This is a genomic window from Pleomorphomonas sp. NRK KF1 (assembly GCF_023721755.1).
Classification (GTDB): domain Bacteria; phylum Pseudomonadota; class Alphaproteobacteria; order Rhizobiales; family Pleomorphomonadaceae; genus Pleomorphomonas.
Window position 1 is genome coordinate 715,110 of the sequence record NZ_JAMDLH010000001.1, and the last position, 20,224, is coordinate 735,333.

General features: G+C 64.3%; 20 protein-coding genes and 1 riboswitch. Of the genes, 9 read left to right on the forward strand and 11 right to left on the reverse strand.

Features of this window, described 5'->3' with window-relative positions; all coding sequences use genetic code 11:
• Positions 1-14: 14 nt before the first annotated feature.
• The 3 genes from M4J39_RS03315 (at position 15) to M4J39_RS03325 (ending at position 2,902) form a co-directional block, all read left to right on the forward strand.
• The gene (locus M4J39_RS03315) at positions 15-989 is read left to right on the forward strand and encodes a TRAP transporter substrate-binding protein (protein ID WP_251726368.1); all 975 of its coding nucleotides are present in this window, start codon (positions 15-17) and stop codon (positions 987-989) included.
• A 96-nt stretch (positions 990-1,085) separates the two neighbouring features.
• Positions 1,086-1,622 carry a TRAP transporter small permease gene (locus tag M4J39_RS03320; RefSeq protein WP_251726369.1) on the forward strand — a complete coding sequence of 179 codons (537 nt, stop codon included), beginning with the start codon at positions 1,086-1,088 and terminating at the stop codon, positions 1,620-1,622.
• Positions 1,622-2,902 (forward strand): TRAP transporter large permease, encoded by a 1,281-nt coding sequence (locus M4J39_RS03325; RefSeq protein WP_251726370.1) that lies wholly within the window; start codon positions 1,622-1,624, stop codon positions 2,900-2,902. Before M4J39_RS03320 ends, M4J39_RS03325 begins: the two co-directional genes overlap by 1 nt.
• A gap of 75 nt (positions 2,903-2,977) precedes the next feature.
• On the opposite strand, the gene cysE is transcribed toward M4J39_RS03325, so the two are convergent.
• Together cysE and M4J39_RS03335 are read right to left on the reverse strand one after the other, a co-directional pair.
• Positions 2,978-3,838: a serine O-acetyltransferase gene (cysE, locus tag M4J39_RS03330; protein ID WP_251726371.1), complete on the reverse strand. Its 861-nt coding sequence runs from the start codon at positions 3,836-3,838 to the stop codon at positions 2,978-2,980.
• A 155-nt stretch (positions 3,839-3,993) separates the two neighbouring features.
• Positions 3,994-4,911: a LysR family transcriptional regulator gene (locus M4J39_RS03335; protein ID WP_251726372.1), complete on the reverse strand. Its 918-nt coding sequence runs from the start codon at positions 4,909-4,911 to the stop codon at positions 3,994-3,996.
• A 120-nt stretch (positions 4,912-5,031) separates the two neighbouring features.
• Here M4J39_RS03335 and M4J39_RS03340 point away from each other — a divergent pair, with 120 nt between their 5' ends.
• Positions 5,032-6,531, forward strand: a complete 1,500-nt coding sequence (locus M4J39_RS03340; protein ID WP_251726373.1) for a CoA-acylating methylmalonate-semialdehyde dehydrogenase — start codon at positions 5,032-5,034, stop codon at positions 6,529-6,531.
• On the opposite strand, the gene M4J39_RS03345 is transcribed toward M4J39_RS03340, so the two are convergent.
• The gene (locus M4J39_RS03345; protein ID WP_251726374.1) at positions 6,532-7,140 is read right to left on the reverse strand and encodes a gamma-glutamyl-gamma-aminobutyrate hydrolase family protein; all 609 of its coding nucleotides are present in this window, start codon (positions 7,138-7,140) and stop codon (positions 6,532-6,534) included. It lies immediately after the preceding gene.
• Positions 7,137-8,552, reverse strand: a complete 1,416-nt coding sequence (gene pabB, locus M4J39_RS03350) for an aminodeoxychorismate synthase component I (protein ID WP_251726375.1) — start codon at positions 8,550-8,552, stop codon at positions 7,137-7,139. Before pabB ends, M4J39_RS03345 begins: the two co-directional genes overlap by 4 nt.
• A gap of 216 nt (positions 8,553-8,768) precedes the next feature.
• Here pabB and M4J39_RS03355 point away from each other — a divergent pair, with 216 nt between their 5' ends.
• The 5 genes from M4J39_RS03355 (at position 8,769) to ribH (ending at position 12,615) form a co-directional block, all read left to right on the forward strand.
• The gene (locus M4J39_RS03355; RefSeq protein WP_251726376.1) at positions 8,769-8,990 is read left to right on the forward strand and encodes a hypothetical protein; all 222 of its coding nucleotides are present in this window, start codon (positions 8,769-8,771) and stop codon (positions 8,988-8,990) included.
• 113 nt (positions 8,991-9,103) lie between these two features.
• Positions 9,104-9,255, forward strand: a riboswitch (FMN riboswitch).
• Between the two features lie 90 nt (positions 9,256-9,345).
• Positions 9,346-10,353, forward strand: coding sequence for a bifunctional diaminohydroxyphosphoribosylaminopyrimidine deaminase/5-amino-6-(5-phosphoribosylamino)uracil reductase RibD (gene ribD, locus M4J39_RS03360; protein WP_251726377.1), 1,008 nt, complete (start codon positions 9,346-9,348; stop codon positions 10,351-10,353).
• Between the two features lie 6 nt (positions 10,354-10,359).
• Positions 10,360-10,968 (forward strand): riboflavin synthase, encoded by a 609-nt coding sequence (locus M4J39_RS03365; protein WP_251726378.1) that lies wholly within the window; start codon positions 10,360-10,362, stop codon positions 10,966-10,968.
• A complete protein-coding gene (ribB, locus tag M4J39_RS03370; RefSeq protein WP_251726379.1) occupies positions 10,944-12,152 on the forward strand; it encodes a 3,4-dihydroxy-2-butanone-4-phosphate synthase in 1,209 nt (402 codons plus the stop codon). Before M4J39_RS03365 ends, ribB begins: the two co-directional genes overlap by 25 nt.
• Before the next feature lie 7 nt (positions 12,153-12,159).
• Positions 12,160-12,615, forward strand: a complete 456-nt coding sequence (ribH, locus tag M4J39_RS03375; RefSeq protein ID WP_251726380.1) for a 6,7-dimethyl-8-ribityllumazine synthase — start codon at positions 12,160-12,162, stop codon at positions 12,613-12,615.
• Between the two features lie 65 nt (positions 12,616-12,680).
• On the opposite strand, the gene efeO (M4J39_RS03380) is transcribed toward ribH, so the two are convergent.
• From efeO (M4J39_RS03380) to M4J39_RS03410, 7 genes are all read right to left on the reverse strand, one after another.
• Positions 12,681-13,499 (reverse strand): iron uptake system protein EfeO, encoded by an 819-nt coding sequence (gene efeO / locus M4J39_RS03380; RefSeq protein WP_251726381.1) that lies wholly within the window; start codon positions 13,497-13,499, stop codon positions 12,681-12,683.
• Positions 13,500-13,532: 33 nt separating this feature from the next.
• Positions 13,533-14,840 carry an iron uptake transporter deferrochelatase/peroxidase subunit gene (gene efeB / locus M4J39_RS03385; protein WP_251726382.1) on the reverse strand — a complete coding sequence of 436 codons (1,308 nt, stop codon included), beginning with the start codon at positions 14,838-14,840 and terminating at the stop codon, positions 13,533-13,535.
• A 5-nt stretch (positions 14,841-14,845) separates the two neighbouring features.
• Positions 14,846-16,036 (reverse strand): iron uptake system protein EfeO, encoded by a 1,191-nt coding sequence (efeO, locus tag M4J39_RS03390; RefSeq protein WP_251726383.1) that lies wholly within the window; start codon positions 16,034-16,036, stop codon positions 14,846-14,848.
• Positions 16,037-16,038: 2 nt separating this feature from the next.
• Positions 16,039-16,884, reverse strand: coding sequence for an iron uptake transporter permease EfeU (gene efeU / locus M4J39_RS03395; protein WP_251726384.1), 846 nt, complete (start codon positions 16,882-16,884; stop codon positions 16,039-16,041).
• A gap of 335 nt (positions 16,885-17,219) precedes the next feature.
• The gene (gene hutH, locus M4J39_RS03400) at positions 17,220-18,701 is read right to left on the reverse strand and encodes a histidine ammonia-lyase (RefSeq protein WP_251726385.1); all 1,482 of its coding nucleotides are present in this window, start codon (positions 18,699-18,701) and stop codon (positions 17,220-17,222) included.
• A 7-nt stretch (positions 18,702-18,708) separates the two neighbouring features.
• Positions 18,709-19,488, reverse strand: a complete 780-nt coding sequence (locus tag M4J39_RS03405; RefSeq protein ID WP_251726386.1) for an ABC transporter ATP-binding protein — start codon at positions 19,486-19,488, stop codon at positions 18,709-18,711.
• A complete protein-coding gene (locus M4J39_RS03410) occupies positions 19,481-20,218 on the reverse strand; it encodes an ABC transporter permease (RefSeq protein ID WP_251726387.1) in 738 nt (245 codons plus the stop codon). The genes M4J39_RS03405 and M4J39_RS03410 overlap by 8 nt, the downstream gene beginning before the upstream one ends.
• Between the last annotated feature and the right edge of the window lie 6 nt (positions 20,219-20,224).

Genomic DNA, 20,224 nt, shown 5'->3' on the forward strand with positions numbered 1-20,224 from the left:
AAAGGGAGGAAGGCATGAAGCGAGGATTCACCTGCGTTCTCGGTGTCGTCGGAGCCGTCGGGCTCGCAAGCACCGCCATGGCCGATACGATCACGTTCAAGGCCGCCGACGTTCACCCGGACGGTTATCCGACCGTCGAGGCCGTGATCTACATGGGCAAGCTGGTCGAGGAGAGGACCGGCGGGCGCATCAAGATCCAGGAGTTCAACAACGGCGTTCTCGGCTCGGAAAAGGACACCATCGAGCAGACGCAGTTCGGCGTTATCGATTTCAACCGCGTCTCCACCGCGCAGTTCAACAACGTGGTGCCCGAAACGTCGGTGCTCGGTCTGCCCTTTGTGTTCAAGTCGGTCGACCATATGCATCATGTCGTCGACGGACCGATCGGCGAGGAAATCCTCAAGGCGTTCGAGGCCAAGGGCCTGGTCGCCCTCTGCTACTATGACTCCGGCGCCCGATCGATCTACACCAAGAAACCCATCGCCTCGATCGACGACCTCAAGGGTCTCAAGCTGCGCGTCCAGCAGTCGGACATGTGGGTCGCCACGGCCGAGGCCATGGGAACCAACCCGACGCCAATGCCGTTCGGCGAGGTCTACTCGGGCCTGCAGACCGGCGTCATCGACGGCGCCGAGAACAACTGGCCGTCCTATGAGTCCACCCGCCACTTCGAGGTCGCCCAGCACTACACGCTGACCGAGCACTCCTTGCAGCCGGAAGTGCTGGTCATGGCCAAGTCGAGCTATGACAAGCTCTCGGCAGAGGATCAGGCGGTCATCCGCCAGGCGGCAAAGGACAGCGTTCCCAAGATGCGCGAGCTGTGGGCGGCCCGCGAGAAGGCTTCGGAAGCCAAGGTGCGTGAAGGCGGGGCGATCGTGGCTCAGATCGACAAGGCCCCGTTCATCGAGGCAATGAAGCCTGTCTACGACAAGTTCATCACCGATCCGAAGTTGAAGGATCTCGTCGCGCGCATCCAGGCCACCGAGTAACCACAACAGCCAAGGGCCGGCACCGCCGGCCCGAACCACGCCGCCGCCCTGCCACGAGCCGGGCGGCGTTCGGCGCGTCAGGATCTCGGTGAAGCCATGAAGACCCGACAAAACTTGCTTTTCCACCTTATCGACAGGCTGGCCAAAGCGACGTTGGTCGCGGCCGGTATCGCGCTTGTGCTGATGACCATTGTCGTCGGCGCCCAGGTGTTCAGCCGCTACGTTCTCAACTTCTCGCTGACCTTCGCCGAACCGATGGCGATCCAGCTGATGGGCTGGTTCATCTTTCTCGGCGCGGCGGTCGGCGTTCGGGAGAACTTTCACCTCGGGCTCGATCTCTTGCGTTACCTGGCGCCGCCGTCGGTCAACCGCCTGCTCGACACGGTTTCCCTGACGCTCATCGCCGTCTTCGGCCTGTTCATTTCCTGGTACGGGTTTCAGCTTGCCGCCCGAACCTGGGATACGCTGATCCCGGGTCTCGGCATTACCGGCGCGACCGACTTCCTGCCGTTGATCTGTTCGGGATTGTTGTTCACGCTGTTCGCCGTCGAACGGATCATTCGGCTGCATTTCGGAGCGAACGGCTCCGGGGCCGACATCTCTGAAACCGCGCAGCCGGGGGATGCATCCTGATGGAACTCTGGATCCTGTTCGGCTCTTTCGTGGGCCTTCTCGTGCTCGGCACGCCCATCGCCTTCTGCCTGGCGATCTCGTCCCTGTTCACCATTCTCTACCTGGGCATGCCGCCGGTCATCGTCGTTCAGCGGCTCAACTCCGGCATCAGCTCCTTCGCGCTTCTGGCCATCCCCTTCTTCATCTATGCCGGTGACGTCATGGCGCGCGGCGGCATCGCCGAGAAGCTGGTGCGGCTGGCCGCCTCGATGGTCGGGCATACGCGCGGGGGGCTGGGACAGGTCAACATCGTCGCCTCGACCATGTTCGGCGGCGTCTCCGGGTCGGCCGTTGCCGATGCCTCGGCGGTTGGCGGTCTGATGATCCCGCAGATGAAGAAGCGCGGCTATGACGTCGACTACGCGGTGAACATCACCTCCGTCGGCGCCATCATCGCGCTGTTGATCCCGCCGTCGCACAACATGATCATCTATTCGATCTCGGCCGGCGGCAAGATTTCCATCGCCGACCTGTTCACGGCGGGCGTCATACCCGGTCTGCTGCTGGCCGCCTCGCTCATGATCGCCGCCTATTGGGTTGCTCGGCGTCGCGGCTATCCGGCCGAACTCTTCCCCGGCTGGCACAGGATCGGCCCGATCGTCCTGAACGCCATCCCCGGCATCCTGTTGATCGCCATCATCTTCGGCGGCGTCCGTTCGGGCATTTTCACGGCGACGGAGAGCTCCTGCATCGCGCTGATCTATGCGCTGCTCATCACACTGCTCGTCTATCGATCGATGAGCTGGGAAGACTTCCGAGAGGCAACGCTGGGGGCGGTGCGAACCACCGCCATGGTGCTGATGGTCATCGGTTCGGCGGCTTCGTTCGCCTGGCTCCTGGCACTGCTGCAGGTACCTGCTGCGATGGTCGCCGCCATGCAGGCGGTGTCGGAAAACCCGCTCGTCATATTTCTGCTGCTGAACCTGATCCTGCTGGTGCTTGGTTGCTTCATGGACATGGCGCCGCTGATCATCATCACGACGCCGATCTTCCTGCCGGTGGTCACCGCCTTCGGCATGGACCCGGTTCAGTTCGGCGCCATACTGATCCTCAACCTCGGCATCGGACTGTGTACGCCTCCGGTCGGTTCCGTGCTGTTCGTCACCTGTGCCATCGCCAAGATCCCGATCCTGCAGGCCGCTCGCACCATCTGGCCGTTCTATGTAGCCGCCTTCCTGGTGCTGATGATCGTCACCTACGTTCCAGCCGTCTCGCTGTGGCTGCCGCGCCTGTTCCACTGAACCCGAAACGACGAAGGCGGCCCGGACCATCCGAGCCGCCCTCGATATCGTGCACGCACATCGGCAGCCCGTCGATCAGATCACCCAGGTGAAAGCGGAGTAATCGCGCTCGGTGAGCATCTGGTCCATGTTGCGGGCCGGATTGGCGGGCGCATCGCCCAGTATGATGCGGGCCGGCGTACCCACCGCCGTCGAGTGAGCGGGCACGGTGGTCGTCACCAGCGAGCCGGCAGCGACCTTGGAATAGGCGCCGATTTCCACCGGGCCGAAGATCTGGGCGCCGGCGCCGATCATCACGCCGGTCCGGATTGTCGGATGGCGCTTGCCCGTGTGCGTCCCGGTGCCGCCCAGCGTCACGTCCTGCAGGATGGACACCTCGTCCTCGATTTCGGCGGTCTCGCCGATCACGACACCGGTGGCATGGTCGATGAAGATGCCCTGCCCGATCTTGGCTCCAGGATGAATGTCGGTCTGGAACACCGACGACGAGCGGCTTTGCAACACCAGGGCCATGTCGCGCCGGCCGACCCGCCACAAGTGATGGGCGATCCGATGGGCCTGGATGGCCGAGAAGCCCTTGAAGAACAGGAAGGGCTCGATCAGGCGACCCGACGCCGGATCGCGCTCGACCACCGCCTTGAGATCGGCATGCACGGCATCCAGAATGCCCGGCTCGGCGTCGAGTACCTTCAATATGGTTCGGGCGATGACCTCGGGAGCGAGTTCGTCCCCGGCGAGCCTCTGACCGAGGCGGTAGGCAAGCGCCGTCGCAAGGTCGGGCTGTTCGACAATGGTGGCGGCGAGAAGCGACGTGAGCGCCGGCTCGCGCACCATGGCCGCCTCCGCCTCGCCCTTTAGGCGATGCCAGTAGAGGTCGATGGCCGACGACCGGCCAGTCGCAACCTCGCCTGACCAAAGTCTCGACGCCCTGTCCATGGCCATCACTCGAACACTCGAATAACTTGATTTCTACACGAAATTTTATACGAAAGTCGCATCCAAGCCAAAGCATGGCGTTGTCGCTCAGCGACAATGATCGGAAGTTCGTTCTATAAAACCTGGCGATGTTGGAACTTTGTTCCGTTATCGGATCACCCAGGAGATGACGATACCTTGGCCGGACCAACGGGCTGGAAGTGGCGGCGCTGTCGACGGAAGCTTTCGACGAGGTAGCGCCGGCAGGCCGCGATGGCGGCAATCGATGTCGCGCCGGGGTGGCCCACCAGCCAATAGGTACGAGAGAAGCTCACTTCCGGCAGCACCCGGACAAGCCCTGTCGCGTCAAGCGCCATGAAATCGTGCAGCACGCCGATGCCGGCGCCGGCACAGATCGCCTCGAACTGGCTGGTCGCACCGGCGCAGCGGTAGAGGCGTTTCGAGTAGGCCTGCAAGGTGGCCGCATAGTCGAGCGCCGACGAGAAGGTGTAGTCGTCGATGCCGGTGACGAGACGATGGCCGGCGAGATCGTCGAGGCTCGCAGGCGAACCATGGTTGGCGAGATACTCCTCGGCCGCATAAACGCCCAGCGTGTAGTCGACGAGCTTCGTCGCCACGAGGCGACCCGTTGTCGGTCGAGACAGCTCGATGACGAGATCGGCCTCGCGCCGCGACACCGAGAACTTCACCGGCAACGGAACGAGCTCCACGAGCACCCCGGGGTGCTGCGCGGCGAACAATCCCAGCTCGCGGGCGAGAAAGCTGTTTCCAAGACCGTCGGGCGCGCCGACGCGGACGGTGCCGGTGATCTCGGTCTCACCGGACGACACCGCCGCGAGCGCCGCTCGCGTCTCGATCTCGATGCGCTCGGCCAGCGGAATCAAGCGCTCGCCGGCTTCGGTCAACACGCAGCCGGTCGGTCGCCGTTCGAACAGAGCCGCGCCAAGCTCCGCCTCCAGCGCATCGAGACGGCGCGCCACGGTGGTGTGGTTGACACCCAGCCTGCGCGCCGCGGCCGAAAGCTGTCCGCTACGGGCGACGGCGAGAAACACGCGAAAATGATCCCAATCCATGCCTTCACATTAATGCACAATGGTTTTCCAAGCCAGCATATTGCCGCGCAACCCGGTCTTGGTGTTCTATCACCTCAAGCGAGCAGGACAGCTCAATTCAACCAGAGGGAAATAAGGAAAATGACGACAACCATCGGCCACTTCATCGACGGCAGCCGCGTCTCCCCCAGCTCCGGCCGATCGACCTCAGTGTTCAACCCCGCCACCGGCGCGGAGACGGGACGCGTCGCCATGGCGAGCGAGGCGGAAGTGCGGGTCGCCGTCGAAGCCGCCAAGGCAGCCCAACCGCGCTGGGCGGCGACCACGCCTCTGCGTCGTGCCCGTATCCTCAATCGCTTCCTTGGCATCATGGAAGAGCGGGCCGGCGATCTCGCCGCCGTCATCACGGCCGAGCATGGCAAGGTGCTGAGCGACGCGCGAGGCGAGATCCAGCGCGGCATCGAGGTGGTCGAGTTCGCCATCGCCGCCCCGGAGCTGTTGAAGGGCGAGTTTTCCGAGAACGTCGGCACCGGTGTCGACAGCCATTCGCTGCGCCAGCCGCTCGGCGTGGTCGCGGGCATCACGCCGTTCAACTTCCCGGCCATGGTGCCGATGTGGATGTTCCCGGTGGCGCTCGCCTGCGGCAACGCCTTCATCCTGAAGCCATCCGAGCGCTGCCCCGGCGCATCTTTGCTGATCGCCGAATGGCTGGCCGAAGCCGGCCTTCCCAAGGGGATCTTCCAGGTGGTGCAGGGCGACAAGGTCGCCGTCGACGCCCTGCTCCACGATCGCGACATCGCCGCCGTCAGCTTCGTCGGCTCGACGCCGGTCGCCCGCTACATCTACGAGACGGCTACGAAGAACGGCAAGCGCTGCCAGGCGCTTGGCGGCGCCAAGAACCACATGGTGATCATGCCCGACGCCAATCTCGATCAGGCGGCGGATGCGTTGATGGGCGCCGCCTACGGTTCGGCCGGCGAGCGCTGCATGGCCATCTCCATCGCCCTGCCCGTCGGCAAGGCTACCGCCGACGCACTCGTTGAAAAGCTCGCTGAACGCGCAAAGAAACTCGTCATTGGCGCCGGGACCGACAAGGCGTCGGAAATGGGCCCGCTGGTGTCGAAGCCTCACCTCGAGAAGGTGCGCGGCTATGTCGACAGCGGTGTCGAGGAAGGCGCGAACCTTGTGCTCGACGGTCGCGGCTTCGTCAGCCCCGGCGCAGAGAATGGCTACTTCATCGGGGCCTCCCTGTTCGACAACGTCACGACCGAGATGAGGATCTATCGCGAAGAGATTTTCGGACCGGTGCTCGGTATCGTGCGCGTCGACGACTTCGATTCCGCCGTGCGACTGATCAACGAGCACGAGTTCGGCAACGGCGCCGCCATCTTTACCCGCGACGGCGACAGTGCTCGCGAGTTCACCACCCGCATCCAGGCCGGAATGGTGGGCGTCAACGTACCGATCCCGGTTCCGATGGCCTTCCACTCCTTCGGCGGCTGGAAGGCGTCGCTCTTCGGCGACCATCACATGCACGGGTCCGAGGGCGTGCGCTTCTACACGCGCCTCAAGACGGTGACGAGCCGGTGGCCGACCGGCATTCGCTCCGGCGCCGACTTCATCATGCCGACCATGGAGTGATCAGAGCGGGCCGAGCGGGGCGGTAACATGCCGCCCTGCCCGCCCAGGCAAGCGGGACAGGAAGTTGGCGAACACTCGATAGCCACCTTCGGTGAGCACGCTTTCCGGATGGAACTGCACGCCGAACGTCGGATTCTCCACGTGTTCGACCGCCATGACATCGCCGCCCTCGCTCCGTGCCGTGACGCGGAGCGGCGTTCCCGCCGGCACATCGATGGCCAGCGAATGGTAGCGCCCGACAAGGAGCGGGCTCGGAAGTCCTGAGAACAGCCCGGTCCCTTCATGGGTGATCGACGACGACCGCCCGTGCATCGGCTCACGCGCCCGAACGATCCTCGCCCCGAATGCCGCTCCGATGCACTGATGCCCCAGGCAAATGCCGAGGATCGGCAGACGGCCAGAAAGCATGCGCACCGCATCCGTCGAAACGCCCGCCTCGCCGGGTCCGCAGGGGCCGGGGCTTATCACCACGGCCTCCGCGCCGAGAGTGACGATCCCAGCCACATCGATCGCATCGTTGCGCAGCACGGTCACCTCCTCGCCGAGTTCGACGAGATAACGGGCGACATTGCCGACGAAGCTGTCGTAGTTGTCCAAGACGACGATCACGTTGGACTCCCCAAAGCGTCGATCAACCGCTTCGCCTTGAGTTCGGCCTCATCGAACTCGGCGGCGGGATCGGACAGCAGAGTGATCCCGCCCCCAGCCCCGAGCGATGCTCGCCCGCCGGCAAAAGTCGCCGTACGGATCGCGATGTTGAAGTCGGCCGAGCCGTCGAAGCCGAAATAGCCGATCGCCCCGCAGTAGACGTCCCGCGGAACCGTCTCCAGCTCGGCGATGATCTCCATGGCCCGGATCTTCGGCGCGCCGGTGATCGATCCGCCGGGAAAGACGGCGGCGAGCGCATCCACCGCCGTGCAACCGTCCTGGAGCTCACCCGTCACGACCGATACGAGGTGGTGCAGCGAGGCGTAGGTCTCGACGCCGCAAAGGCTCGGCACCTTGACCGTATGCGGCTTGCAGACGGCGGAGAGATCGGAGCGCAGGAGGTCGACGATCATGACATTCTCCGCCCGGTCCTTTTCCGATGCCGCGAGCGCCGCCGCGCGGGCCACATCCTCGGTCGGATCGGCGACCCGCGACGTCGTTCCCTTGATCGGCCGTGCTTCGACCCGACGATCTCTCACCTCGATCAGCCGCTCCGGCGACGATGACACGATCTGCGTCTTGCCGTGATCGAGGAACGCGGCGAAGGGCGCGGGATTGGCGGCACGCAATGCGCGATAGTAGCCCCAGGCGTCAAAGCCGGCTGGAAGTTCGGTCTCGATACGGCGCGTGATGTTGGCCTGGAAGATGTCGCCGGCCAGGATGTAGTCTCGCGTTCGCGCCACGGCGGTCTCGTAACGGAGCCGATCGAGATTTGCCTTGAATGCGAGATCGTCGCGACCGGTGAAGGGTTTCTCGATCGGCGATGTCCCCTCAATCATGGCTATGAACTGCTCGGCCCTCGCCTTTGCTCTCATCTCCCGCTTGTTCGGCTCCAACTCCGGCCAACCGGTCGAGATGAGAAAGGCACGGCCGGCAGCGAGATCGCAAGCGACGACCACATCGTAGAAATGCATTTCGAGTTCGGCAATGCCTTCCGTTGGCGGCGGTGTCGAGGGCAGCCGTTCCAGCAGGCGGCCGAACTCATAGGCGACATGCCCAATGGCGCCTCCCTGGAAAGGCGGCAATCCCGCCACCGGTTCCTGCCGGTAGAGCGTCAGGCGCCGGTCGAGTTCGGCCAGCGCCCAACGACCGGGCGACCGAGGATCATCCGGGTGCGCCGCGATCTCCTCATCGTTCCAGAACGCCCGCTCTCCGATCACACGGAACGTCGCGAAGGGATCGGCAGCCAGAAAGGCGTGGTTGCCCAATCCGGTGCCGGCGAGCGCGCTGTCGAGAAAGGCAAACCGTGACAACGGGCGAAGTCGCCCGGCAAGGATCATCGGATCGGAGCAGTCGAAGGGAATGACGATCATCTGGCAAACGGAGGCAAGTGCGAGGTTCCCTACGATATAGCGCTTATTGCAAACACCTGTAACCATTTATGAATTGCGTTCTCAATAATTCCTAATCGCGCCCGACAGGGGCAACTTTGGACGTATGACAGTCGTCATGCCCGCCCGCCGCATCCTCACACAAACCGCCGTGTTGGCCAGCGTCGTTGTGCTACGGTGGCTGACAGGTCAAGCAGGTTGGACCAACGCCTATCTGTTGCCGGCACCCTAGGCGGTGATCGAAGCTGTTGTCGATCTTGCCGCCATTACGACGTCGCCAGCGAAACGATTGCCGCGCTCTACGACTTCACGCCGACGCTGACGGACGCAGACATCACCAATCTCGAGGCCGACCAGACCTTCAAGATCGACAACGGCATGTTGCCGAACGACCGGGCCATCGTCTTCTCGGCAACGTAAGCCGATATCCCGCGTCGGACACGTTCCCGTGTGCGGCACCCTTCGTAAACGATCCGACCTTGCGCGGCCGGATCGTCGTGCCTATGCTTTCAGACGCCGCCTTTCATGGCGGCGAACGTTCTCGGGGCGGGGTGAAATTCCCCACCGGCGGTAATCGTGCGAAAGCACGTCAGCCCGCGAGCGCCCGCTTCCTTTTGGTGGCGGGGTCAGCAGACCCGGTGTGATTCCGGGGCCGACGGTATAGTCCGGATGGTAGAGAACGGCTGACGCCACACGTGCGCCCTCCTGACCGGAGGCGTGCGTTATTGCGTTTGCTCGCGCCCCCAGTGCGTTCGATCGACCGATCGAGGACTGCATGGGCGCACAACACGACCAGACCGCACCTTCACTTTCCGCTGGCATCATTGCCGATGCCTTTGCGCGCGCCATAGCCGCCGCGACGGAATACGCCGGCGCCACCTCTCCCAACCCACCGGTCGGCTGCGCCATACTCGATGTATCCGGCGACATTCTCGCCGTCGAAGCGCACCGCAAGGCCGGCGATCTCCACGCCGAAGCGCGCGCCATCGCGACCTGCCGAGCGGCCGGCACGATTGACCGCATCCACACCGTTGTCGTCACGCTGGAACCTTGCAACCACCACGGCCGTACGCCGCCTTGCTCCGAAGCGATCCTATCGACTCCTGCCCGTGAGGTGTGGATCGCCGCGACCGACCCCAATCCCCGTGTGGAAGGCGGCGGGGCAAGCCGCCTCGTGGCGGCCGATCTCTCGGTTCGTTTCCTCTCCGAGCTCGATCATCCGGATGCCGGCCGCCTTTCCGCCGAGGCCGAGCGCCTGATCGCTCCCTTCGCCACCTGGGTGACGACGGGCCGCCCCTTCGTCACGATCAAGCAAGCGCTCGACGATACGGGATCGATGATCCCCCCGTCCGGCCGGAAGACCTTCACCTCCGAAGTGTCCCTGACACTGGCCCATCGCATGCGCCGTCGTGCCGACGCTATTCTGACTGGTAGCGGCACCATCCTGGCCGATCGCCCGGAGTTCACCGTCCGCCACCTCCCCGACCATCCCGGCAAAGCCCGAATCCTCGCCATCCTCGACCGTAGCGGCCAGGTTCCAGCCGATTATCTCGCCGAGGCGACCCGGCGCGGTCTGCGCCCCATGCTGTTCGACGACATAGGCGACGCTCTCGCTCGCCTCGGCAGCGAGGGCGTCCATGAAGTGCTGGTCGAAGCCGGTCCCACATTGACGGGCGCCCTCCTCGCAACGGGCCTCTGGGACGAACACGTCGTCATCAGGAAGAGCCAGTCCGAGCGTCCCGACCAAGTCAACGTTTCCCGTAACCACACCAAGAAAGGCTGAAATCCCATGTTTTCCGGCATCATTGCCCGGACCGTCGCCGTAGAGACGGCCAACGCGACCGGCGGGTCGCTGGTCGTCACCATCCCCACCGGCTGGTCCGATCTCGAACTCGGCGAAAGCATCGCCGTCAACGGCGTCTGTCTCACCGTCACCGAAATGAACGAGGCCGGCACGGCGCGCTTCTTCCTGTCACCCGAGACGCTGTCCCGCTCCAACCTTGGTCGTCTTGCCACCGGCTCTGTGGTCAATCTCGAGCGGTCCGTGGCGCTCGTCGATCGTCTCTCCGGCCACATGGTCCAGGGCCACGTCGACGGCAAGGCGACGCTCGTCGCCGTGACGCCCGACAGCGATGCCCGGCGGCTGGAGTTCGACCTGCCGCCGGAGCTTGCCCGCTACTGCGTCGAGAAGGGCTCCATCTCTCTCAACGGCATCAGCCTGACCATCAACAGCATCGAACCGGCGAACGATGGCGCCCGTATCGGCATCACCATCATTCCTCACACCTGGGACAACACCAACCTCTCCGCCGCCGCCCTCGGCGACGAGATCAACGTCGAGGTCGACGTCATCGCCAAATATGTGGAGGCTCTATGCAAGCCCTATCTCGCGCACTGAACCGGCTGAAGGCCGGCGGCATGGTCCTGCTCGTCGATGACGAGGACCGAGAGAACGAGGGCGACCTCGTGATCGCCGCCGAGTTCGCCACACCTGAGGCCATCGCTTTCATGGCCAGGAAGGCCTGCGGGCTGATCTGTCTGGCGCTGACCGGCCAGCAGATCGACAGGCTCGGCCTCTCCCCTATGGTGGCGATGAACCGCGCCCGCCGCTCGACCGCCTTCACCGTCTCCATCGAGGCGCGCGACGGCATCACCACCGGCATTTCGGCCTACGACCGGGCGCACACGATCCACGTCGCCGCCGATCCGGCGGTGGCGCCCGGCGCCATCGTGTCGCCCGGCCACGTCTTCCCGTTGCGGGCGGCCGATGGCGGCGTACTCGCCCGAAACGGCCATACCGAGGGGGCGATCGATCTCGTCCGTCTCGCCGGATTGTCTCCCGCCGCCGTCATCTGCGAGGTGATGGGCGAAAGCGGCCACATGGCGCGCCGGCCGGAACTCGACGCCTTCGCCAGGGAGCACGACATCCCCGTGCTCACCATCGCCGAACTGGTCGAGCATCGCTGGGCGACCGAACAACTGGTCGAGGAAGTGGCAAGCGCCGACCTGCCGACGGCCTACGCCGATGGCGTGCTGCGCGTCCATGCCTTCCGCAGTCTCGTCGACGGGGAAGAGCACCTTGCCATCGTTCGCCGCCCGCTGGGAAAGACGCCGCTGGTCCGCGTGCATTCGGAGTGTCTGACCGGCGACGCGCTCGGCTCGCTCCGTTGCGACTGCGGGCCCCAGCTTCACGAAGCGCAACGGCTCGTCTCCGAGGATGCCGATGGTGGCGTGGTCATCTACCTGCGCGGCCAGGAAGGACGCGGCATCGGCCTTGCCAACAAGATCCGCGCCTACGCGCTGCAGGACGGTGGCCTCGACACGCTCGATGCCAACACGGCCCTGGGCTTGCCCGCCGATGCCCGCCACTACGGCATCGCCGCGCAAATCCTGAAGGCGCTCGGCATCGACCGTCTGCGCCTGCTCTCCAACAACCCTGCCAAGACCGACGCGCTCGCGAGCTACGGTCTCGATGTCGCCGGTCAGGTGCCGCTCGTCATCACTCCAAATCCGTTCAACCGTCGCTACCTCGCCACCAAGGGCGAACGCTTCGGCCACAGCCTTTGCCAGCATGACTCCTGAGGAAACAATGACCAAACCCTCGACCCCGCCACGTCTCGCCGTCGTCGTCAGCCACTTCAATCCGGAGGTGACGGATGGCCTGCTCGCCGGTACGCGGCGCGAACTCGAAGAACGCGGCCTCCCGCTTGCCGACGCCGACGTGTTCCATGCGCCCGGTGCCTTCGAAATCCCGCTTCTCGCCCAGACCCTGGCCAAGACCGGGCGCTATGCAGGCGTGATCTGCCTGGGCTGCGTCATCAAGGGCGACACTGCGCATTTCGAGTTCATCAGCCTCGGTGCGGCCACCGGATTGATGCAGGCAACGCTCGCCACCGGCGTGCCGATCACCTTCGGCATTCTGACGACCTATACCGACGAGCAAGCGCTGATCCGTAGCCGCGATGACGCGGCCAACAAAGGTCGCGAAGCCGCCGCAGCCTGTGTCGAAGCCTTGGCAACGCTGGACAAGATCAAGGCTGCCTGAACACCCGCAAACGAAAACGGCGGCCCAACCGGACCGCCGCCTTCATGACCAGGGGTCGAGGGGCCTCAGTCGAGACCGAGCTTGCCCCTGAGGGTCGACAGGTCCTCGGCCAGCGTATTGACCGCCGCCGCCAGCACCTTGCGGTCATCGTCGGTCAGCTTGTCGTAGGTGACGTAGCCTTCGCCGTCCTTGTACTTGGCGAGCGTTGTGTCGACGGTCTCGAAGTTGGCGTCCACCGTCTTCAGGAAATCGGCTTCCTTGTCGGCGATCAGCGGCCGCACCAGATCGACGATCTTGCGAGCTCCATCGAAGTTGCCGCGGAAGTCCCAGAGGTCGGTGTGGCTGTATCGGTCTTCCTCACCGGAGATCTTGGTGGCTGCAACCTCTTCCATCAGCACGGCAGCGCCGCCGACCACCTTCTCGGGCGGGAAGGTCAGCGAGGCGATGCGCCCCTCGAGTTCCTTGACGTCGGCGAGCAGCTTGTCGGCCACCGGCGCGAGGCCCTCGGTGGAGTTCTTCTCCCACAGGCCGTATTCGATGCGATGGAAGCCAGGGAACTCCGGATCGGCTTCGGCCTTCTCGTAGTCGTCGGCCCGCGAGTCGATGGACGCGTCGAGGTCGGAGAACAGCTCGGCGATCGGCTCGATCGCCTCATAGGAAAGACGGGTCGGCGCAAAGAGTTCCTTTGCCTTGTCGACCTCGCCAGCCTTCACGGCGTCGGTGAAGGCGGTGGTGTCCTCGACGAGCTTAGCAAGCTTTTCAGAGACGTAGATCTTGTATTCGGCGATCGGCTCGACGAGGTCGAGGCTCGCCTCCTGGGCAAAGGCGCCGGACGAAAGAATGAACGCCAGCGCCGAAGCGCCGACAAGGCCGGACATACGCATGTTTCGGTCTCCCTTCATGAAATGGAAGCGGGTTCAGGCGCCGCGCGCAGCGGCGATCAACGAGCTGCCGAGGTAGTCGGAAGCATCGCGAATTCCAGGAAGCGTGTAGAAGAAGCCGCCGCCGACCGGCTTGATGTATTCCTCCAGCGGCTCGCCATTGAGCTTTTGCTGTACGGTGATGAAGCCGCGCTCAAGGTTCGCCTGATAACAGATGAACAGAAGTCCCTGATCGAGTTGGCCGGACTGGGTGACCCCATTCGAGTAGTTGAATGGCCGCCGGAGAATGATGTGGGCTTTCGATGCTTCGTCGCGCTCGTTGGCGAGACGGATGTGAGCGTCCATCGGCGTCGCCTTGCCTTCGGGATCGCCGGCATAATCCGGCACGTCGAACTCGCTGCCCTGACGACGGTCGAGGGGCGCACCGGTCATCTTGGTGCGTCCCATGATCCGCTCCTGTTCGCCGAAGGGCGTACGATCCCAGCGCTCGACGAAGTTGCGGATGATGCGCACCGCCTGATAGCTGCCACCGACAGCCCAGGCCGGCTCGCCCTCGTCCGCCCCCACCCAGACAACGCGATCCATCTCGGCAACGTCGGAGGAATCCGGGTTGGCCGATCCGTCGCGGAAGCCGAGGAAGTTGCGGGCGCTCTCGGCGCGGCCGTCCGGTCCCGGCGTGATCACCGGCACGTTGCCTTCCTGCTTCCATTTCAGGATCATCTGACGGCTGGAAGCCTTGATGATGTCCCTCAAGGCATGGATGGTCGTGTCCTGCGTGTTGGCGCAAATCTGGAGGGACAGGTCGCCATGGCAGATGTCGGCATCGAGCGCGTCGTTGGGAAAGCGCATCATCCGCTGAAGATGTCTTGGCTTCAGCGGCGCCAGCCAAGGCCGGTCGTCGAACAGCGAGGCACCGAGCGATACGGTGATGGTCAGGTTGTCGGGACGCACGATCGGCCCCAACAGCCCGGAGTCGGCGGGCGGCAGCTTCGGATCGAGCATAGGCACCGAGCCACCGACAGTGAGGAAGGCTATGCGCTCTGTCAGTGTGCGGAACAACGCTTCCAGTTCGTCGGCGTTGCTTGCCAGCACGTCGAAGCTCGCCACCATGCCGTTGGCCGGGCGGCCATTGACGACTCCCGCCTGATGGAGGCCGAGATGCGGAACGCTGTCGAGCTGGCTCGCCGCGTTGGCAACCGGCGCGTCGGCGACCGAGTGATGCATCGTCTCCGCACTGGCAGCGCCGGTCAGCGAACCGCCAACCGCCGTTGCGCCGAGCCCGGCCAGAAGTCGGCGGCGATTCAGATGGTACGAGGACCGTTGAAGATCCTTCGGATCGAGCATGGTGTTTACTCCAAGCCAAGTGCCGGGTTGATCCGGTCTATCGCATCGGCGAGCGCAACGAGGGCCGCCGCCAGCGCCTTACGGGCATCCGGCGAAACGTCGCTGTAGATGATCGGCGCGGCGTCCGATCCACTGAGCTTGCCAAGTTCGGCGCGCACCGCTGCGAAGGCATCGGTTGTTGCCTTCGCCACGTCGGGTGATGCTTCAGTCACAAGAGGCACAAGCAAAGACACCGGCTTTTCGAGGCCATCCACGGCGGCGGCGAACTCGACGACTTCGTCATTGGCGTAGAGGTTGTCGCCGGAGATCACCGGCCCCTCGGCCAGCCGCCGCGCCTCGCGCGCCGCATTGCCGGCGAGATCGGTCGGCTCGAACTTCACCGCCTTCAGACGGTCCCTGAGCGTTGCCGCATCGGCGGCCAGCTTGTCGGCGACGGGCTTCAGACCGGCGACAGATCCCTCACGCCAAAGGCCGAACTCGATCCTGTGGAAGCCGGTGAAAGCGGGATCTTGCTCGCGGCCAGCCAGATAGGTGGCGACGGGATCGATGGCGTTCTCCAGATCGGCAATGCGACCACTGACTGCCTCGACGTACCGATAGGCGGTTCGGGCGGCGGCATAGGCGGATTTTGCCGCATCCATGTCGCTGGCGTCGATCGCCGTCGAGAGCGCCCCAATCGCCCGAGCCATCTGCCCCGACTGTACGGCGAGATAGACCTTGTATTCGGACAGCGGACCAATGAAGGCCTTCAGCGGCGGTTTGACCTTCTCCGCTTCCGAATGAGCCGAGGCGGTCACCGTCAGCTTGCCGCGCGGATTGGACAGGAGGCCACAGGTAATGTCGTAGACACCCGGCTTGAGGCGCGCGGCGAGTTGCGACCGGAAGCCCGGAGCGATGTTCTCGCGCTCCTCGACAACCATCACGCCATCGAGAATCTCCCACTCGATCGGCCGGTTCGAAGCATTCTCGATCTCGAAGACGCTGCGACCGGCCGGAACGGTCAGGTCCATCGGCTCGCAGCTCTTGTCACCGACGCGAACGGCGATCGTGCCCGGCTCGCTCGGGCGCACTGTCCGCTGCGAGGCCAGGTAGAAGGCGCCGCCACCGGCCAAGACCAGCACGCCGGCCCCGACGAGGGCAATAGTCATCAGTCGCGACGACGGACCGCCGGCGCGTTGCGGATCAGGCGAAGACATCCTTACCCCTTTTCGGTCCCGGTGGCCGGAGCCCTGAAAAGGGTCGGTCGGTCGGGCTTCAGGAACAGCACCAGCGTCACCGCGAGGAAAATAACGTATAGTCCCGCCTCGCCGATCGTCGGGGCCTCCTGATAGTTGAACACACCGGAGAGAACCGTCCCGATGACGCTCGATACCGGCAGCGTGCTGGACAAGTCATAGACGCGCGTCTGGAGGAGGTTCCATACGCCCGCCTCGTGCAGGCTGCGCAGACTGGCCGCAGCGAGCCCGGCAGCAACGATCAGAATGAAGACGCCCGTCCAGCGGAAGAAGCGCCTGAGATCGAGACGAATGCCGCCGCGATAGAGCGCATAGCCCAGAATGGCTGCGACCAGCAGTCCGAGCAACGCGCCAAGTGGCGCGGCCGCGCCGGGGCTTTGCTGGAACACCGCGAGCAGGAAGAATACCGACTCAAGACCTTCCCGCCCAACGGCAAAGAAGGTCATGCCGATCAGCGCCCATGTGGCGCCCTTCGGAGCCTGCATGGCGGCATCGATCGCCCCATGCAACTCCCCCTTGATCGAACGGGCGGCCCGACGCATCCAGAACACCATGCTGACCAGCACGGTCACCGCCACGAAGCCGACGATCGCCTCGAACAACTCCTGCGCCTTCTGGGGGAACTCGGCCGCCATCAGCTGCAACGCCGCGCCGGCGAACAGCGACAGCGCCACGGCCAGCAGCACACCGATCCAGACAACAGGCAGGAAGGCGCCACGGCCGGTCTGCTTGAGGTAGCTCGCGATGATACCGGTCACCAGCGCAGCTTCTATGCCCTCGCGCAACATGATGAGAAACGGCGCCAGCACCCCCAACCTCCCGCCGGTCTATAAGATGACCATTGGTTTCAACATTTAGGGCGGATCTGTCAATAGCTCGGTCAGTGTTTTTGCGAGTCATTCGCAGATATGCGTACATACGCCATTGGCCAAAGCGCGTTGATTCACAACATGAAGAAACATGAATCACTTTCCGAGACACGATGAATCAACATATGAGGTGACTGGGACACGACGTGGATTCACTACATTAACAACGCAAATTAAACACATAAATATCAATATATTGACGATGTTTTCTAATGTAGAATGACAAGATTGAGCGCCTGCCGTCAATCGGTTTGACTCACTTGCATACGGATCGCTCAAGCCGGAAGCGTCGCCCGGATGAGATCGGCGGCCGCCGCCATGTCGTCGGCAAGCGGACGGTCGTCCATGTAAGGACGGACGACGCCGCGCAGCTGGCGATAAAGACGATCGGTCCCCGCCGCTCGACCCTCCGGTCGGAACTCATGAGCCTGGCCGGCAGCCAGAAGCTCGATGCCGAGAATAGCCTCTGCGTTTTCGATCACCGCGAGCGCCTTCAACGACGCCGGAGTGGCGTGGCTGAGATGATCTTCTTGCAACGCCGACGTGATGCCACCATCCAGACTGGCGGGCAGCGCCAAACGCCGATTCTCGTTGACGAGCGACACCGCCGCGTACTGGGCGATCATGAAGCCGGAGTTGACGCCACTGTCGGCGGCAAGGAAGGCCGGCAGCCCACTCACCAACGGATTGACCAGGCGGTCGAGGCGCCGCTCGGCCATGGCGGCCACCTCGGCGACGGCAATCGCCAATTGATCGAGCGCCAGCCCGATGGCGGCGCCAACTGCATGGGCCTCCGAATGAACGCCAGGGTCTTCCGGCGTACCGACGATGGCCGGGTTGTCCGACACCGACGCCAGCTCCCATCCCACCACCTCGGCAACTGCGACAAAGGCATCGCGCGCCGCACCGTGAACATGCGGTACGGCGCGCATCGACAGCGCGTCCTGTGTCTTGCGCCCCGCGCCGGCCGCGATGATGCCACTACCAGCAAGCCGACCCCGCAGGGTCGCGCCAACCGCCTGGAGGGCGGATGGCGCCCGAAGCGACAGCGAAACCGGATCGAAGGCCGCCGGATTGCCCATCAGCGCCTCGATGGTCAGCGCCGCGATCGCGTCGGCCCAGTCCAGCACCCGTTCGGTGCGCTTCAGGGCTAGCGCCGCCAGTCCGGTGGCGCAGGGAATACCATTGACCAACGACAGCCCTTCTTTCGCTCCCAACTCCAGCGGAGCGAGACCCCCCGCCGCCAGCACTTCGGCGCCGGTGACCTTCTTGTCACCAACCTGTGCCCGGCCGGCACCGATCAGCACGAGAGCGATGTGGGCCATATGGCTGAGGTAACCGACCGATCCCTTGGCCGGCACCAGCGGCGTCACGTCGGCGTTGAGCAGCCGCACCAGCGCCTCGACGACCTCAAGCCTGACCCCGGAATAGCCCAGCGCATAATTGCTGACGGCGGTCGCCATGATCGCCCGCGTCTCGACGACACCGAGCGGGGCGCCGATCCCGGTGGCATGGCTCATCAGGATGTTGTGCGATAGCTGCCGCTGCAGCGGCCGGTCCACCACCACGTCGCAGAGCGCGCCAACACCGGTATTGACGCCATAGGCGCGAATGCCCCGATCGACGATCGCCTCGACAATCGCGCGGGCGTCCGAGATGCGGCGCTTCGCCGCCTCTCCGAGATGAAGGCGCGCGCCCTCGGCCACGGCGGCGATGTCGCGCCAGCCGAGATGGGTTTCGACGACGATGTCGGTCATGATGCCCTCAGGCCTGGAAGTTGCCGATGAACTGCCGGAAGCGTTCGGACTCGGAGTTGGTGAAGATGTCCTCCGGCGCACCGTCGGCCTCGACGACGCCCTCGTGCAGGAACATCACTCTGTCGGAGACGTTGCGGGCAAAGGCCATCTCGTGGGTCACCACCAGCATGGTTCGCCCTTCTTCGGCGAGCGACCGCATGACCTTCAGCACCTCGCCGACAAGCTCCGGATCGAGCGCAGACGTCGGCTCATCGAAAAGAAGGGCCTTGGGCTGCATGGCGAGCGCCCGGGCGATGGCGGCGCGCTGCTGCTGGCCGCCGGACAGATGGGAGGGGTAATAGTTCCGCCGCTCGGCGAGCCCGACCTTCTCGAGCAGCGCCTCCGCCTCGGCGATACATTCCGCCTTGGGACGCTTCAAGACGTGGACCGGTCCCTCGATGAGGTTCTGCAGCACCGTCATGTGGGACCAGAGATTGAAGCTCTGGAACACCATGGCGAGCTCGGAGCGGATGCGGTCGACCTGCTTGCGGTCGGCCGGAACCAGCGAGCCCGCCCGGTTCCGCTTCATGGCGATGGTCTCGCCGGCAACCGTGATCTCGCCCTCATCGGGCGTTTCAAGCAGGTTGATGCAGCGCAGGAAGGTGCTCTTGCCGGACCCGGAAGCCCCAAGGATGGAGATCACATCGCCATCCTGAGCGTCGAGCGAGATGCCGCGCAGTACCTCATGCTGGCCGAAGGACTTGTGAATGTTGCGGACCGAAATTGCCGGTACCGGGGCGTCAGCCATGAACCTCTCCCTGGCGTCCGCCGTCGCTCGCCGAAACCGGCCGCTCCCTGAGATGCGGCGACAGTCGGTATTCGACAAGCGCCATCACGCGGACAATGATGAAATTGATCAGAAGATAGATCAGCGTTGCAACCAGGAACACTTCCATGGTGCGATAGGTCTGCGAAATCAGGCGCTGCGCTGTCCCCGTCACCTCCCAGACGGTGACGAGGCTGGCGAGAGCCGTCGACTTCACCATCAGGATGATTTCGGTCGAATAGGCCGGCAGCGCCTGCCGGATGGCGATCGGCGCGATGATGCGCCGGAACAGCAAGAGACCGGACATGCCGGCAGCCCTGCCCGCCTCGATCTCGCGGGACGGCACGGCCTGAAGGCCACCGCGCATGATCTCCGCCTGATAGCCGGCGGTGCAGAGGGCGAGCGCCAGCACCGCACAGGAGAACGGATCGCGCAGTACCGGCCAGAACAGGCTGTGACGGACGGCCGGAAACTGGCCGAGACCGTAGTAGATCAGGAACATCTGGATGAGGAGCGGCGAGCCGCGAAACACGAAAACATAGGCGCGGGCAAAGACCGACAGGAACGCCCCCCCGGAAACCCGGCAATAGGTGATGCCGAGCGCAAAGACCGCGCCCAGGCTGACCGAACAGGCGAACAGCCCCAGCGTCATCGGCACCGCGGCAACAAGCTTGACGAAGGTGGAGAGAAGGAAGGCGACATCGAAATCCATGGTGCC

Excerpts from the sequence above, each read along its gene's own strand:
- M4J39_RS03335 (WP_251726372.1), bottom strand. The coding sequence starts at position 4,911 with ATGGATTGGGATCATTTTCGCGTGTTTCTCGCCGTCGCCCGTAGCGGA.
- ribD (WP_251726377.1), top strand. The coding sequence starts at position 9,346 with ATGGGCGCACAACACGACCAGACCGCACCTTCACTTTCCGCTGGCATC.
- efeB (WP_251726382.1), bottom strand. The coding sequence starts at position 14,840 with ATGCTCGATCCGAAGGATCTTCAACGGTCCTCGTACCATCTGAATCGC.
- efeO (WP_251726381.1), bottom strand. The coding sequence starts at position 13,499 with ATGCGTATGTCCGGCCTTGTCGGCGCTTCGGCGCTGGCGTTCATTCTT.
- ribB (WP_251726379.1), top strand. The coding sequence starts at position 10,944 with ATGCAAGCCCTATCTCGCGCACTGAACCGGCTGAAGGCCGGCGGCATG.
- M4J39_RS03410 (WP_251726387.1), bottom strand. The coding sequence starts at position 20,218 with ATGGATTTCGATGTCGCCTTCCTTCTCTCCACCTTCGTCAAGCTTGTT.
- M4J39_RS03340 (WP_251726373.1), top strand. The coding sequence starts at position 5,032 with ATGACGACAACCATCGGCCACTTCATCGACGGCAGCCGCGTCTCCCCC.
- M4J39_RS03405 (WP_251726386.1), bottom strand. The coding sequence starts at position 19,488 with ATGGCTGACGCCCCGGTACCGGCAATTTCGGTCCGCAACATTCACAAG.
- pabB (WP_251726375.1), bottom strand. The coding sequence starts at position 8,552 with ATGATCGTCATTCCCTTCGACTGCTCCGATCCGATGATCCTTGCCGGG.
- cysE (WP_251726371.1), bottom strand. The coding sequence starts at position 3,838 with ATGGACAGGGCGTCGAGACTTTGGTCAGGCGAGGTTGCGACTGGCCGG.
- M4J39_RS03320 (WP_251726369.1), top strand. The coding sequence starts at position 1,086 with ATGAAGACCCGACAAAACTTGCTTTTCCACCTTATCGACAGGCTGGCC.
- M4J39_RS03365 (WP_251726378.1), top strand. The coding sequence starts at position 10,360 with ATGTTTTCCGGCATCATTGCCCGGACCGTCGCCGTAGAGACGGCCAAC.
- efeO (WP_251726383.1), bottom strand. The coding sequence starts at position 16,036 with ATGTCTTCGCCTGATCCGCAACGCGCCGGCGGTCCGTCGTCGCGACTG.
- M4J39_RS03315 (WP_251726368.1), top strand. The coding sequence starts at position 15 with ATGAAGCGAGGATTCACCTGCGTTCTCGGTGTCGTCGGAGCCGTCGGG.
- hutH (WP_251726385.1), bottom strand. The coding sequence starts at position 18,701 with ATGACCGACATCGTCGTCGAAACCCATCTCGGCTGGCGCGACATCGCC.
- ribH (WP_251726380.1), top strand. The coding sequence starts at position 12,160 with ATGACCAAACCCTCGACCCCGCCACGTCTCGCCGTCGTCGTCAGCCAC.
- M4J39_RS03325 (WP_251726370.1), top strand. The coding sequence starts at position 1,622 with ATGGAACTCTGGATCCTGTTCGGCTCTTTCGTGGGCCTTCTCGTGCTC.